A 12,639-nucleotide genomic window follows, 5' to 3' on the forward strand; every position below is an offset into this window, starting at 1 on the left:
AAAGCGGAAGGAGGCTAAGGTGATGGAAGCGATGTAGATCACCTTATTCTACGAATATCGTAGAGAAAGAAATCAGGCGTTCTACGAATATCGATGGATGCCTCGGTTGTCCGATCCTTCCACGCTCTTTGGGCGGCGCTTGCGAGAAGCGCGCAGCCGGGCGGGGATCCCTCAGGACAAGCTGGGCGTGGCGATCGGTTTGGATGAGAGTTCGAGCAGCGCCCGGATGAGCCGGTACGAGACTGGGGTGCATGAGCCGCCGTTTGCGACGGCGCAAGCCTTGGCCAAGGTGCTCAAGGTGCCTGTGGCGTATTTCTATTGTGATGAAGATCGGCTGGCTGAATTCTTGATCCAGTACGGCGGATTCGACGTGCGTGGGCGAAGGAAGGTGTTGGCCTTCGCTGCCGAGCTGAGCGCAGGCACTGCATAAGCTTAAGGATCGCAGTCGAACAGAATCGCCCCGAGGACTCGAAAGGCAGCTGACTGGGTGCAGTCGGTAAATGTCTCTCTTTCGTGTGACTGCTGGTGCCAGAAGCAGACTTGGACGGCCGTCAGTACAAGACTAATTTGGCACAGCCGCAATCGGAACGAAGGGCCGGGCAACGTCTTCCGCAGAGAGGTCGTCGCGCTCAAGGGGACTACGTCGCCGCGATCTTCAAGACGGGGTACGCACGAGGCGCGCCGCCACCAGCATAAGGAGAGAACAAGACGCGATCACCGACAACAAGCTTAGGAGGAGTGCCGAAGACGCTGTCCATGTGAAAGAAGACGCGGCCAATATCCGACGTGATGAAGCCGTATGACTGGTAGTCAACGCGGGCAACCACCCCCTCAACACGGGGAGCGACGGTATAGCAAAGAGCACCGCAGCGGGCGACTAGATCGTCTGCGCTGGGGCGAGCCTTCGGATCCTTCTGCATACAGGCGTAGGTCATGTCTAGTAGCTCGGCTGCCAGCGGCGAGAACTGCGGGTTGCGCAGCACGAACGCAGGAGCGACGGGCCTCTCTGCCGCCATGATCTTCTGCACAGCGCGGAGACCGGCTCCGAAAGGTTGCTGTCCGGTGAGGAGGTGGAAGATCATCGCACCGAGTGACCAAATGTCCGCCGCCTGCGTAACCTGCTTAGGCGTGTCGATCGCCTCGGGGGCCATGTAGGGCAGCGCGCCGACGGCGGTCTGCGAGGTGGTCAAAGTCTGCTCACCACCTTCGGCGGCTTCGGCGAGCTCCTCCTCCGCCATCTTCGCGATGCCGAAGTCCGTGATCTTCAACTCAGATAGCGAATAGCCGCCGACCACCATCAGGTTGGTAGGCTTCAAGTCCCTGTGGATCACGCCGGCGTGGTGGGCCGCCGCGAGCCCTTTAGCCATGTGATGGGATACCTTGGCCACGAGGTAAGGATCGAGGAACATAGTCTTGCGCAGCAGCGCCTTGCTCAGATCCTGACCGACGATTAATTCCTCGATCAGATAGCGGTTGTCGCTTTCCTTGATGTAGTCGAGGGTCTTCGCCACATTTGGGTGGTTCACCTTTGCTGCGACGATGGCGCTGCGGCGGAACCGCTTGGTTGCCGACTTATTCTTCGGAGTCTTCAACGCAACGAAGCGGTCGGCGAGCCGGTCTTTAGCTGCGTACACGAACTGCATGCCGCCTTCGTCAATGTAACGTTCGATTTCGTAGCGGCCGCCGACGACGTCGCCGGCCTTAAGAGGCCCGCTCACAAAACGATCTCCGGGTGCGAAATGTCGAAGGTGATGAATCGCCGCTCGTTGGCGCGTCGTTGCGCGGCTCCCAGGGCGACAACGCACGCACCGGGCAAGACGGATCCCGCAGCGACGGTCTGATTGTTGATGGCTACTTCGCCGCTGGCACTGTCGACCAGGAATGTCAGTCCGTCATAGCGAATCGACAGTGCGCCGATAGCGCCGAAGGCTAGATTCACGGATCTGTTGGCGGCGCTCAGCACGGAGGCACGTGATTGGTAGACGACCAGCGCCCGGTGCTTGGAGTTGACCCGGTTCGGTGGACGGTTTCCAGTTTGATTCTCAAACCGTCTGGGATGCTTTGTCTGCATGTTGTTGGTCATGCTCGCGGGCATTGAATCGGGACTGCTGGCTCCTTTCAAAGTTCAGGGGTGAGAGGTAGCCTAGGCCGCTGTGGCGGCGCCTGGGGTTGTACCAACCTTCAATCCAGGTGAAGACAGCCATGCGGGCCTGGGCCTTGGACTCGAAGCTGTGGCGCTCGATGAGTTCGACCTCAAGGCTGGCGAAGAAGCTCTCGGCCATCGCGTTGTCGTAGGCATCGCCCACCGTTCCCATGGAGGGGCGAACGCCCATCTGCCTGCATCGCTCGCCGAAGGCCAGGCTGGTGTACTGGCTGCCCTGGTCGCTGTGGTGGATGACGTCTTGCGGCTTGCGCTGGGTCAACGCCATGTTGAGTGCCGAGAGCACCAGGTCGGCCGTCATGCGCTCGCCCATGGACCAACCCACCACACGACGACTCCACACATCGATGACCACCGCCAGGTACAGGAACCCTGTCCAGGTGGGCACGTAGGTCATGTCGGCCACCCAGAGCTGATTGGGGCCGCTGGCCCTGAACTGACGCTTGACCAGGTCGTTGGCTGGCGAGTTGCGTTTGTCACGGCGCGTGGTCACCGTGAAGCCACGGCGGCGGCTGATGCCCCGGATGTGGGCCAAACGCATGAGACGCGCCACGCGCTGGCGGCTGATGCACACACCTTGCTCGATGAGCTCGGCCCTCACGCGCGGCATACCGTAGGACTCGTAGGAGTCCTTGTGAATCTGGCGTATCCGTTCGGTCATCACCGCGTTGGTGATGCTGCGCTGGGAGGGCGCGCGCTCCCGCCAGGCATAGAAGCCGCTGGCGGACACACCCAGGACGCGGCACATGGTGCGCACAGGGAAGTCGGCCTGGTTCGCCATCACGAGTCCGAAGACTTCGTTGAAGTCGCATCGCTGCGACCGGCAAACCAGGCCGTAGCCTTTGCCAGGATGTCGCGCTCCTGCTGAACCTGACGCAGTTGACGACGCAGCCGTACCAACTCCTCGCGCTCGGCGCTGGTCAAGCCCTCCTTGCCGGGCAACGGCTTGCCGCTGTCAATGGCGGCTTGGCCGACCCAGTTGGTGATGGACTGCGCGGTGACATTGAACTCGCGCGAGAGCTCCGTTGGTGAGCGACCCGCTCGAACGAGCTCGACCATTTGCTGACGGAACTCCGCCGGGTACGGCGGTCTGACTTTGGACATTTGCGACTCCTTGAACACAAAGAATGATGTGTCCACGGACTCGGGTCAACTCCACATTGACGCCCTCCAGAGCCACTCCCGAGGCTCGCACATGTGTTGCGCCTCGCCCACCATTGCTTCGAGAAAGGTGCCGAGGGTCAAGGAAGCGCATTCCGCCCCGTTCTTCATGCCGCCTATGCCGTCTGCAAGCGCGGCGACGACAAAGATGCTGCCGGCACCATCACAGCCGCGCACGATTGCCACCCGATCCTGATTCTCATCGCGCACCACGCCGACGTCGCTCGCCACAGCAGCCTTGAGCGGCGCCACGCGGCGCACGCCGCTCGGGGCGGTGCGTCGCATGAACCAAGCGGCGAGCCGCGCGTCCGTCGATGGCGAGCCGTATGTCATCAAGGCAAAGGGTTCTCAATTGAGCGCATGTCGCAATGGTAGCGTCTTGCCGAGGACAACGCGGTCGTTGCAGCCGCGATCCCTTCCAAGGCGGGCTGATGATCGGCTCGAGGGTCAGTATCTCAAAGACAAGGAGTGCCGTAGTCCCTGTGATCGAGTCGTGGCCGGGCCTGCGAGTTGGTCTTGTGCGTCCGAGCGTCTGCAGCCACGCGGGGAAGTTCGTCAGCCTACACGCGTGCGAAGCGGTCCGACTGGTGCGTGTGTACTGAAAGATGGTGAGCCGTTTAGCTGCCTTGTCGGAGGCGTCGCCCATATTCGACCCTTCCTCAACTTCTGGCGTGCAGTCGTGTCGCCAGCTCGCCGCTGGACTCCGACTGACCAGTCGGACTCAATGGCCGAAACTCGCTTCTGCCCACACAAGCTTGTAAATTCCAGTCGGCCTGCGCCGAAGAATGACTTCAATGAGGCCGACATCGTGAGCTCACCAATTGGCACCGAGCTACCGCTCCCGCTGCTTCTCGGCCCTTCGAAAGAGCCTGAGCCGAGTTAGACGCTAGAAGCTTCAGCCGCCCCGTTTGGATTGATGAATTTCTCACGCAACTTCGGGCCCAGTTGGCTCCCAACGCCTGTTCTGCAACGACCCGACCGTAGGCTGATGTTATCTTTGGTTACAAACTTGGCCCGCGCTGGTCGCCGAGTGACGGAATACACAGTAACCCCCGGGGGACGAACGCCTTGCCAACTGATTCGCCGCGACTGCGCTCTGAACTTCGCGACTGTCTTCCGAGCCTCGTTATAGATCGCCCTCTGGCCCCGTCGGGGCAACGCGTGGTGTACCTGGCGCGGTTTGACGATTCCCTGATTCCTGGCGACGTGGAGAAGCCTACTGGCGACGATCCAGACGAAAAGCCTTTCCTCTATGGCTGGGAGGGCTGGGGCAATGTCGTGGTCAAGGTCGTGTCCGGTGCTGACCCCGACACCATCGCTCGGCTGCAAGCCGAGGTAGACATCCTTGCTGCTGTGCGTCCAGCCAACTTCCCAAGGCTGCTTTACGCAAACCTGTTCATTGACAACCCAGTTACCGATGAGCGGCTCGCTGAGCGGCTCTATGTGACTGTGGAGGAGTTCATTGACGGCCCTCCTTTAGCCGACATCTGCGACCAATACCTAGGCCAGGAGAAATACATCGCAAAACTGGGACTGGGAATTGCCAACGCGTTGATGCCATTGTGGGTGCATGCCCAGCGCTATGTTCACCGCGACATTAAACCGGCCAATGTGCTCATCCGCAGCACCGGTGAGGTGGTTGTTATCGACCTTGGGATTGTGCGAGAGACCGGCGCGGCCGGGCTAACACAGACCGGCTACATCGCCCCGCACACCCCTGGCTACGCCGCACCGGAGCAGCTTGGCACGGATAAGGCGTTGATCTGCTTCAAGGCTGACTTCTTCGCCATTGGCGTTGTGATGTATCAGCTGATGTCGGGCATTCGGCCCTTCCATGCGGACCCCGACATGGACGTGTTCGATGTGCACTTGGCTACTCACAAACACCATCCACAATCGTTGGCGCATGCGTCATCGGCTTCGCAGGCGTTCTCTGATTTTGTGGAGAAATCGATGCAGAAGGAACAGTTCAAGCGTCAACGCACGCCCGACATCTTCGTAGCGGAATTGCAGGCTTTGTGCGAAGAAGCGAACGACAAAAATTAGTAGGAGGACGACCATGCCATTAGGACTTCATCATCAAGTTGGACACAACGCCGTCTGGAACATGGAGTCATTTCAGCGGGAGCACTGCGGGGACGGGCTCATTCTTAGTCCGTTGCATCAGGCGCTGCCGACCGTCAAGAACATGGACTTGGCAACTCGAGCCGCTTCACTTTTTGACCCGCAGTTCTACCTGCCCACTTCTAGGAAGCGCAAGCTCCTCTCGTACCCCTTCTTTCCCGAGCAAGTAGAAGGAGGCTTCCAGACGGGGACATTTCCTGTGCATGCCCCGGAGGTCGCGCGCTCTTGCGTCGATTTCCAAATCGAACAAGGCTTCAGGAAAGTCGTGGTTCCAACCCGTTTCTTGAATGAGATGTACCCTGAATACTTCGAGATGCAGGGCGAGTTTTCAGTGAATGCGTTTATCGAAGCTGCAGGGAGCCGGCCGCTCTGCTTGTCGCTCGCCGTCAAGGCATCCATGATGACTACCGCCAGTTGGCGCAGAATGCTCCTTGACTGGATTACTTCGTTTCACCAAGTGGATGAGCTGTACCTCATGTATGAGCACGTTCGTGACACGAAGCAGATTCAAGATTCCGAATTTCTCCGAGAGGCTTTGCGGTTTTTTCGCGAGGTCATGGCTACCGGCTTAAAGCTGACCATCGGCTACACCAACACAGAAGGGTTGCTGTTTTCGACGATTGGAGATCCCAACATCACTATGGGAACTTTCGAGAACACTCGCATTTTCTCAGTGGACAAGTTCGTCGAGTCCGACAGTGAGCGTCGCGGTCCCAGGGCCCGCATCTACCTCGCAGGCTTGATGAACTGGGTTCAGTTTGAAGATGCGAAGCGGATTCGTGATCTCGCACCGGAAGTGTGGAGGCAGGTGTATTTCCCGACGGATTGGGCAGAACAAGCACTTGCTCAACCTATTGACCCCACGTTCAATCAGCCGGCGCTCTACAAGCATTACTTCTTGAACATGCAGGAGCATGTCAACGAGTTGCGCAGCATGACACCTAGTGAGCGACGCCACCTGCTGCAGGAACGTGTGGCTGGTGCGTTGCGAATGTATCGGGCGCTGGAGCCCCGAGTTCAGCTAGAGCGGCATGGCCAGGCTGGTCACTTGGCCGCTTGGCAGCAGGCGTTACAGACTTTCTGAGAGTGGGCGCCTAGCAACGGCCCGTGCAGCAAGCACCGCCTGGGCTTGCCAACGCTTCGTCGTGCTCATGGGACCGACTGAAGCCGCAGGTAGGTGAATGAAAAGCCCGAGATTTCGGTCCATCGATGCAAGCCCAACTCCGGCAGCCTGGAATCGTTCGGACTGTGCGAGAGCTGGACGGACGCACGCGTGGTCAAGGACAACCCAAGACTCGTCGGCGAATTGCAGGTTCCTGTACGCCTGCACCAGGACACGCCGCCACTCGCTGAGTTTGGCTTCGACGGCAATGACCTTCTCGAAGGGAAGTGTGGAGATGGCCGTCAAAGAAATAGCTTTGCGGGTGCCGAGTGCTAGCCCGGCGGCGGCAAGTTGCGCGAGCACTCGCTGGGCTCCGAGTTCGGATGTTCCGAGGGAATTTGCCAAGCTTGCTCGGGAAGTGACTGTAGCTGCAACGTCGTGGCTCAGTAGAGCAGCCAGGCGGGGCGTGATGCTCGCCAGTGCCCGGAGCGCTTTGGTGCTGCGCGGTGCTCTCTTTGCAAGGACCAGGTCGGCAATGCCGACGCCGGCGTCCACTTCCAGTTCGGTCCGGTATTCCCGCCTGCGCGCCCGCTTGGTGCAAGCTGCAATGGCCTCAACCAGTTGTAATTCGGATTCGAAACCAACGCTCTTCAAGATGCCAGTTCTTTCTGCTTCTAGCGAATGGCGGCGAGGCATAGCGTATCGCCGTGGCTCGGTCTTAAAGAGAAAATAGAGAGAAATGGCGGCCTGTAGCCGAGAGAAAGCCGCCAGAGACTCTCCACAGAGAGAAGCCGATCGCCCCGGAGCCCGCATGAAACGGGGCTTTGCGCCAGAAAAAAAGCCTCAGTGAGACTGAGGCTCCAGACATGCTGGCGGAGAGGGTGGGATTCGAACCCACGGTACGTTGAAAACGTACACGGGATTTCGAGTCCCGCGCATTCGACCACTCTGCCACCTCTCCGTGTTCGAAGCCTGCGATTCTAGCAGGAGGCGGGTGGCGCTTTGCTGCCCGTGCATCCAAGTCGGTGAGTGAGACAATGCGTCACCGCTTGTTACCGGCCTTCTCATGCTCGTCGACACCCAGCCTGCTACCTATCAGCATGTGCCCGCTTCGCCCGAAGTGCGAGGCCAATGGATCAGCTCGCAACTTATCGGTGTCTTGATGGACAACATGGGGCCGTCGTTGCTGGCGGGAGCGATTTCACTGCCCGTGTTGGTCTATCTCATGGCGGGGCAGGCGAATACGATCGCATTGACTGTCTGGGCGGTTTTGACGCTCTCCACATTGGTGCTGCGCTATCGGTTGATCGGCATCTACCGACTGCGGCACGACAGCCTGGAAGGCCCTCAGCGCTTGAACTTCATTCAGCGCTACAAGTGGTCCTGGACCATCATGGCGCTGCTTTGGGGTGCGCCGGTGTTCCTGACGTATCAGACGACTTCTCAGGTCACGCAGTTCATCTGCGGGGTCGTGGTATTGGGCCACGGGTTGTTGGCACTGACGACGCTCAGCGCATACCTCCCCGTCTTTCGCCGGTACACCAATGCCTTGGTCCTTGCCATGCTGGCCGGCCTGGTCTGGGGAACGGCGCGCTCTTTGACTGAAAAACCCGATGCCTTGCAAAGTGGCGCCATGCTGCTGGTGCTCCTGCTGGTGTTCTGGGGGTTGCTCATTTTTGCCGGAAAACGTCTGCACGAGGTGTATCGCGCAAGCTTCGAACTGCAGTTTTCCAACCAGGAGCTGATCGACTCATTGACCTTGCAAACCCGCGCGTCCTTGCGCGCCGTCGCGACCAAGAACCGCTTTCTGGCGTCGGCCGCCCACGATTTGCGCCAGCCCGTGCATGCGCTGAGTTTGTACGCGGATTGGTTGGCAACCGAGCCGGAAATGGCGCGCGACATTTCTCCTCGCATCCTGCAGTCCACCCGCGCGATCAACGAGCTGTTCGACTCGCTCTTCGATTTGACGCGCATCGATGCGGGCAATTACAAGGTCCGGTTGCAGCACGTCGATGTGCGCAGGCTGCTGGACGATCTGTCGCTCCAGTTCGAACCGGTGGCCGTGGGCAAATCGCTGCGCCTGCGAACCCACACCCGTCCGACCTTGATCTGGTCCGATCCTGTTGTGCTGCGCCGCATTCTGGGCAATCTGATTTCGAACGCGTTGCGCCATACACACCAGGGCGGTGTCCTGGTGGGGCTCAGGCACCGCGACGACGTGTTGATGTTCGAGGTGTGGGACACCGGCGTTGGCATCGCCCGCGAACACCAGCAGGCCATCTTTCAGGAGTTCTTTCGCGTGTCACAGCACCAGGGCACGGAGGACAGCCTGGGCTTGGGTCTGACCATCGTGTCCAAGCTCACTTCGCTGATGGGATACCAACTGTCCTTGAACTCGGTGGCCCAGCAGGGCAGCGTATTCCGCGTGTTGATGCCCGCGTTCACGCAACGCGAGCCAGCGCCGGAAATTCAACGCGGTGTTGAAGACAACTCGGTTTTTTGAGCGAGAGGTGTGACGCAAAGGCGCGTGGCGCGCCCTGGTTCTTCGCTCAGAGGTCCAGCAGGCCCGCCGTGCGCGCGAGGTGGCTCGCTTGCGAGCGGCTCTTCACATTGAGGCGGCGGAACAGGCGCCAAAGGTGCACCTTGACGGTGTGCTCGCTGATTTGCAATTGCTCGGCAATATCGCGGTTGCTCAAGCCACGGTCCAGCATCACCAGCAACTGTTTTTGGCGCTTGGAGAGCTTTTCGGGGATGGTGGGCGCGTTTTCGTCTTCGGGTTCTTCTGCCAGAAATTCGCGCAAGACTTTGGCGATCTGGGCCGCGCCGGCCGATTTCTCGACATAGGCGTCGGCACCGGCTTCGCGCGCCAAGTCTTCGTAATCGGAAGCGGGCGAGGCGGAGAGCACGATCAACGAGGTGTCGGGCAGCATCTGCCGCACTTCGCGCACACCCGAAACACCATTGGTGTCGGGCAACTTCAGGTCCAGGCAGACCAATTCGGGGTCACCGTGCTCGGTGATCGCTTTGCTCACTGCCGCCAGACGTTCGAGTTCAACCACTTGGGTGGAGGCGCGCAGGCGCCGAAGCAGCATCACGACTGCTTCGCGCATCAGCGGGTGATCGTCGATTACAAAAATGCTCATGTCTGGCGTGCTATTTATTAAGGGTTTCAATGCGACAGCATATCGAGATTGTTCGTCTTTGGCGATAGCCGATCGAACCGGAATGCAATCGTTCTTTTTACTTTTTAATCCAAATGCCCGGGAGTGTTCATACGGATGGTTTTAGGTCGGGCGCCCAAGGAGGTCAAAGGGTATTTGGCTCGTGGGCTATGGATAGGCTTCATTGTGTATCAAAGGGCGCATGGACGTAAATTTCGAGTTCGATCCGGCTTCAGATCTCGTTTTGGCGGAAATACAGAAGCGCCTCCTCCAGGCTATTCGCGTCGGCTGGGGCGGTTGGTTGTACTTTCAGCGTGGCCAGCGCGGCAAGGCCTTCCCGTTGCAAGCGCGCGATGGCTTGCGCGGCGTCCTTGCCCGAAGGGAAGCCGGCGCTTTGCAGCAGGAGTTGGCCTGCAGCGTCGATCAGCTTGAAATAGAACTGCCCGTCTTTTTCACGGTATTGTTTGAAAACAGGTGCGGCCACCTTGCTCACCTTGCCCGGCGTTGAGGCCGTGGTGCGGTCCAGGCGGCGCAGTCCCACGGCTTCGCGCAGCCGTGCGGTGAAAGGCGTGGCGATGGCACGGGCCTTGTCGGCGCCCGCTTTGAGGATGTGCTCGATTTGGGCGGGGTCCTGCATCAGCCGGTCATAGACCTCGCGCAAGGGCGCGATCTCCTGGTCCACGCGTTCGAACAGCATCTGTTTGGCGTCGCCCCAGGCGATGCCCTCGGCATAGGCTTGGGCCAGCGCGGCGGTTTCGTCGAAGGTGGCGAAGGCCTGGTAGAGCTGGAACAGGGCCGAACCTTCGGTGTCCTTGGGCTCGCCGGGTGCGCGCGAGTCGGTCAGGATGCCCATGATGAGCTTGCGCAACTGCTCACGCGGCACGAACAGGGGAATGGTGTTGTCGTAGCTCTTGCTCATCTTGCGGCCGTCCAGACCGGGCAAGGTCGCCACGTGCTCTTCGATGGCGGCTTCGGGCAGCGTGAAATGCTCGCCGTACAGGTGGTTGAAGCTGGAGGCGATGTCGCGCGCCATTTCGATGTGCTGGATCTGGTCGCGACCCACGGGCACTTTGTGCGCGTTGAACATCAGGATGTCGGCCGCCATCAGCACTGGGTACATGAAGAGGCCCGCGGTCACGCCGGCGTCGGGGTCAACGCCTGCGGCGTTGTTCTTGTCGACCGAGGCCTTGTAGGCGTGCGCGCGGTTGAGCACGCCTTTGCCGGTGACGCAGGTGAGCAACCAGGTGAGCTCGGGAATTTCGGGGATGTCGGACTGGCGGTAGAAGGTCACGCGCGCCGGGTCGAGCCCGCAGGCGAGCCAGGTGGCGGCGATCTCCAGGGTGGAGCGCTGCACGCGCGCCGGATCGCCGCTGGTCTTGATGAGAGCGTGGTAGTCGGCCAGGAAGTAGAAGCTCTGCACTTCGGCCAGCCGGCTGGCGCGCACGGTCGGGCGGATGGCGCCGACGTAGTTGCCCAGATGGGGGGTGCCGGAGGTGGTGATGCCCGTGAGGACGCGTTGGGTTTTCATGGGTCAGTCAGAACAGCAGCATGCGAAGAGGGGAGAGCAGCAGCTCGATGGCATTGCCGGAGAGCATCATGAGCGGGCGCAGCCAGAGTGTGCCGACCACGCCGGTGATGACCAGGGCCATGACGATGAAAAAGCCCCAGGGTTCCACGCGAGAGACCAGCTCGGCCTGTTTCCAGGGCAGCAGGCCAACCAGAATGCGGCCACCGTCCAGCGGGGGCAGAGGGAACAGGTTGAAGGCGAACATGACGAGGTTGACCAGCATGCCGGCGCGGCACATGCGCAGGAAGAACTCTTCTTCCACGCCGAGCGCCACCAGCACGTACAGCAACACGGTCCAGGCGATGGCCTGCAGGAAGTTGGAACCCGGGCCGGCCAATGCGACCCAGACCATGTCGCGCTTGGGGTTGCGCAGGCGCCCGAAGTTCACCGGGACGGGTTTGGCGTAGCCGAACAGGAAGGCGCCCGACGTGGCGAAGTAGAGCAGCAGCGGCATCGCGATCGTGCCCAGGGGGTCGATGTGCTTGAGCGGGTTGAGCGTGATGCGCCCCAGCATCTCGGCGGTGTTGTCGCCAAACCGCTTCGCGGCATAGCCGTGCGCCGCCTCGTGCAGCGTGATGGCGAACAGCACCGGAATGGCGTAGATGGCGACGGTTTGAACGATGAGGGCGAAATCCATGTCGGGCGAACGCAGAGGCAAACCGCTATTGTCCCAGACTGGGTCGGGCGCGCAGCCAGGGCTCAGAGGCCCAGGCGTGCAAGGTCGCCGCGCCCGGCGCGCAGCACCTCTGGTTCCCCACCGGTCCCCATGGGGGTAAGGTCGATCACGGTGGTGGGTTCCAGCGCGCAGGCGCCGGCACCGATGACGCCGGCCAGTTCGTGCTCCAGGCGCTCGCGGATGTCGTGCGCGTCGTTCAGTGGATCGGTTTCACCCGGCAGGATCAGCGTGGTGGCCAGCAGCGGCGCGTTGTGGACCTCCAGCAGCGCTTGCAGCGTCTTGTGCTCGGGCACACGCAGGCCGATGGTTTTGCGCGAGGGGTGGCTCAAGCGGCGCGGCACTTCCTTGCTGGCTTCGAGGATGAAGGCGTACGGGCCTGGCGTGGCGAGCTTGAGCAGGCGGTACTGCCGGTTGTCCACCTTGGCGTAGCTGGCGAGTTCGCTCAGGTCGCGGCACAGCAGGGACAGGTGTTGCTTGTCGTCGAGCTGGCGGATGCGGCGCAGTTGGTCGGCAGCGGCCTTGTCGTCGAGATGGCAGACCAGGGCGTAGCTGGAGTCGGTGGGCACGGCCAACACGCCGCCGCGCTCCAGCAACTGCACGGCTTGCTTGAGCAGGCGGGGCTGCGGGTTCTCGGGGTGAACGTCAAAGAACTGGGACATCGTGCGATTGTGATCGTCTCAACACACC

13 protein-coding genes and 1 tRNA gene are annotated in these 12,639 nt (G+C 60.7%); 4 read left to right on the forward strand and 10 right to left on the reverse strand.

The window, feature by feature from the left end:
• Positions 1 to 97: 97 nt before the first annotated feature.
• The gene (locus F9K07_RS08345) at positions 98 to 430 is read left to right on the forward strand and encodes a helix-turn-helix domain-containing protein (RefSeq protein ID WP_159591359.1); all 333 of its coding nucleotides are present in this window, start codon (positions 98 to 100) and stop codon (positions 428 to 430) included.
• A gap of 208 nt (positions 431 to 638) precedes the next feature.
• Here F9K07_RS08345 and F9K07_RS08350 read toward each other — a convergent pair whose 3' ends face one another.
• The 4 genes from F9K07_RS08350 to F9K07_RS08365 all read right to left on the reverse strand — a co-directional run bounded on the left by F9K07_RS08350 (position 639) and on the right by F9K07_RS08365 (position 3,607).
• Positions 639 to 1,718, reverse strand: a complete 1,080-nt coding sequence (locus F9K07_RS08350; RefSeq protein ID WP_159591362.1) for a serine/threonine-protein kinase — start codon at positions 1,716 to 1,718, stop codon at positions 639 to 641.
• Complete coding sequence (locus F9K07_RS08355; protein ID WP_159591365.1) at positions 1,715 to 2,083, reverse strand: hypothetical protein; 369 nt, start codon at positions 2,081 to 2,083, stop codon at positions 1,715 to 1,717. Before F9K07_RS08355 ends, F9K07_RS08350 begins: the two co-directional genes overlap by 4 nt.
• A protein-coding gene (locus tag F9K07_RS08360) for an IS3 family transposase (protein WP_159591368.1) occupies positions 2,043 to 3,265 on the reverse strand; the annotation gives its coding sequence in 2 pieces (ribosomal slippage) (positions 2,043 to 2,998 and positions 2,998 to 3,265; 1,224 coding nt in all). The genes F9K07_RS08355 and F9K07_RS08360 overlap by 41 nt, the downstream gene beginning before the upstream one ends.
• 45 nt (positions 3,266 to 3,310) lie before the next feature.
• Positions 3,311 to 3,607 (reverse strand): hypothetical protein, encoded by a 297-nt coding sequence (locus F9K07_RS08365; RefSeq protein ID WP_159591371.1) that lies wholly within the window; start codon positions 3,605 to 3,607, stop codon positions 3,311 to 3,313.
• A gap of 876 nt (positions 3,608 to 4,483) precedes the next feature.
• Between F9K07_RS08365 and F9K07_RS08370 the strand changes: the two genes are divergently transcribed.
• Together F9K07_RS08370 and F9K07_RS08375 are read left to right on the forward strand one after the other, a co-directional pair.
• Positions 4,484 to 5,368 (forward strand): serine/threonine protein kinase, encoded by an 885-nt coding sequence (locus tag F9K07_RS08370; protein ID WP_159591374.1) that lies wholly within the window; start codon positions 4,484 to 4,486, stop codon positions 5,366 to 5,368.
• 13 nt (positions 5,369 to 5,381) lie between these two features.
• Entirely contained in the window at positions 5,382 to 6,530 is a 1,149-nt protein-coding gene (locus F9K07_RS08375; RefSeq protein ID WP_159591377.1) for a hypothetical protein, read from the forward strand.
• On the opposite strand, the gene F9K07_RS08380 is transcribed toward F9K07_RS08375, so the two are convergent.
• A complete protein-coding gene (locus F9K07_RS08380; RefSeq protein ID WP_159591380.1) occupies positions 6,516 to 7,202 on the reverse strand; it encodes a hypothetical protein in 687 nt (228 codons plus the stop codon). The two genes, F9K07_RS08375 and F9K07_RS08380, sit on opposite strands and share 15 nt — an antisense overlap.
• Before the next feature lie 216 nt (positions 7,203 to 7,418).
• Positions 7,419 to 7,509 (reverse strand) — tRNA-Ser (locus F9K07_RS08385).
• Positions 7,510 to 7,614: 105 nt separating this feature from the next.
• Between F9K07_RS08385 and F9K07_RS08390 the strand changes: the two genes are divergently transcribed.
• Positions 7,615 to 9,051, forward strand: coding sequence for a sensor histidine kinase (locus F9K07_RS08390; protein WP_159591383.1), 1,437 nt, complete (start codon positions 7,615 to 7,617; stop codon positions 9,049 to 9,051).
• A gap of 46 nt (positions 9,052 to 9,097) precedes the next feature.
• On the opposite strand, the gene F9K07_RS08395 is transcribed toward F9K07_RS08390, so the two are convergent.
• From F9K07_RS08395 to F9K07_RS08410, 4 genes are all read right to left on the reverse strand, one after another.
• A complete protein-coding gene (locus F9K07_RS08395) occupies positions 9,098 to 9,691 on the reverse strand; it encodes a LuxR C-terminal-related transcriptional regulator (RefSeq protein WP_159591385.1) in 594 nt (197 codons plus the stop codon).
• A 250-nt stretch (positions 9,692 to 9,941) separates the two neighbouring features.
• Positions 9,942 to 11,237: a tryptophan--tRNA ligase gene (locus F9K07_RS08400; RefSeq protein ID WP_159591388.1), complete on the reverse strand. Its 1,296-nt coding sequence runs from the start codon at positions 11,235 to 11,237 to the stop codon at positions 9,942 to 9,944.
• Positions 11,238 to 11,244: 7 nt separating this feature from the next.
• Positions 11,245 to 11,913 (reverse strand): site-2 protease family protein, encoded by a 669-nt coding sequence (locus F9K07_RS08405; protein WP_159596863.1) that lies wholly within the window; start codon positions 11,911 to 11,913, stop codon positions 11,245 to 11,247.
• Between the two features lie 62 nt (positions 11,914 to 11,975).
• Entirely contained in the window at positions 11,976 to 12,611 is a 636-nt protein-coding gene (locus F9K07_RS08410; RefSeq protein ID WP_159591391.1) for an L-threonylcarbamoyladenylate synthase, read from the reverse strand.
• Positions 12,612 to 12,639: the final 28 nt, after the last annotated feature.

Origin of the sequence: Hydrogenophaga sp. BPS33 (assembly GCF_009859475.1) — a bacterium.
Lineage (GTDB): Bacteria > Pseudomonadota > Gammaproteobacteria > Burkholderiales > Burkholderiaceae_C > Hydrogenophaga.

Excerpts from the sequence above, each read along its gene's own strand:
- F9K07_RS08410 (WP_159591391.1), bottom strand. The coding sequence starts at position 12,611 with ATGTCCCAGTTCTTTGACGTTCACCCCGAGAACCCGCAGCCCCGCCTG.
- F9K07_RS08405 (WP_159596863.1), bottom strand. The coding sequence starts at position 11,913 with ATGGATTTCGCCCTCATCGTTCAAACCGTCGCCATCTACGCCATTCCG.
- F9K07_RS08400 (WP_159591388.1), bottom strand. The coding sequence starts at position 11,237 with ATGAAAACCCAACGCGTCCTCACGGGCATCACCACCTCCGGCACCCCC.
- F9K07_RS08390 (WP_159591383.1), top strand. The coding sequence starts at position 7,615 with ATGCTCGTCGACACCCAGCCTGCTACCTATCAGCATGTGCCCGCTTCG.
- F9K07_RS08365 (WP_159591371.1), bottom strand. The coding sequence starts at position 3,607 with ATGCGACGCACCGCCCCGAGCGGCGTGCGCCGCGTGGCGCCGCTCAAG.
- F9K07_RS08355 (WP_159591365.1), bottom strand. The coding sequence starts at position 2,083 with ATGACCAACAACATGCAGACAAAGCATCCCAGACGGTTTGAGAATCAA.
- F9K07_RS08375 (WP_159591377.1), top strand. The coding sequence starts at position 5,382 with ATGCCATTAGGACTTCATCATCAAGTTGGACACAACGCCGTCTGGAAC.
- F9K07_RS08345 (WP_159591359.1), top strand. The coding sequence starts at position 98 with ATGCCTCGGTTGTCCGATCCTTCCACGCTCTTTGGGCGGCGCTTGCGA.
- F9K07_RS08395 (WP_159591385.1), bottom strand. The coding sequence starts at position 9,691 with ATGAGCATTTTTGTAATCGACGATCACCCGCTGATGCGCGAAGCAGTC.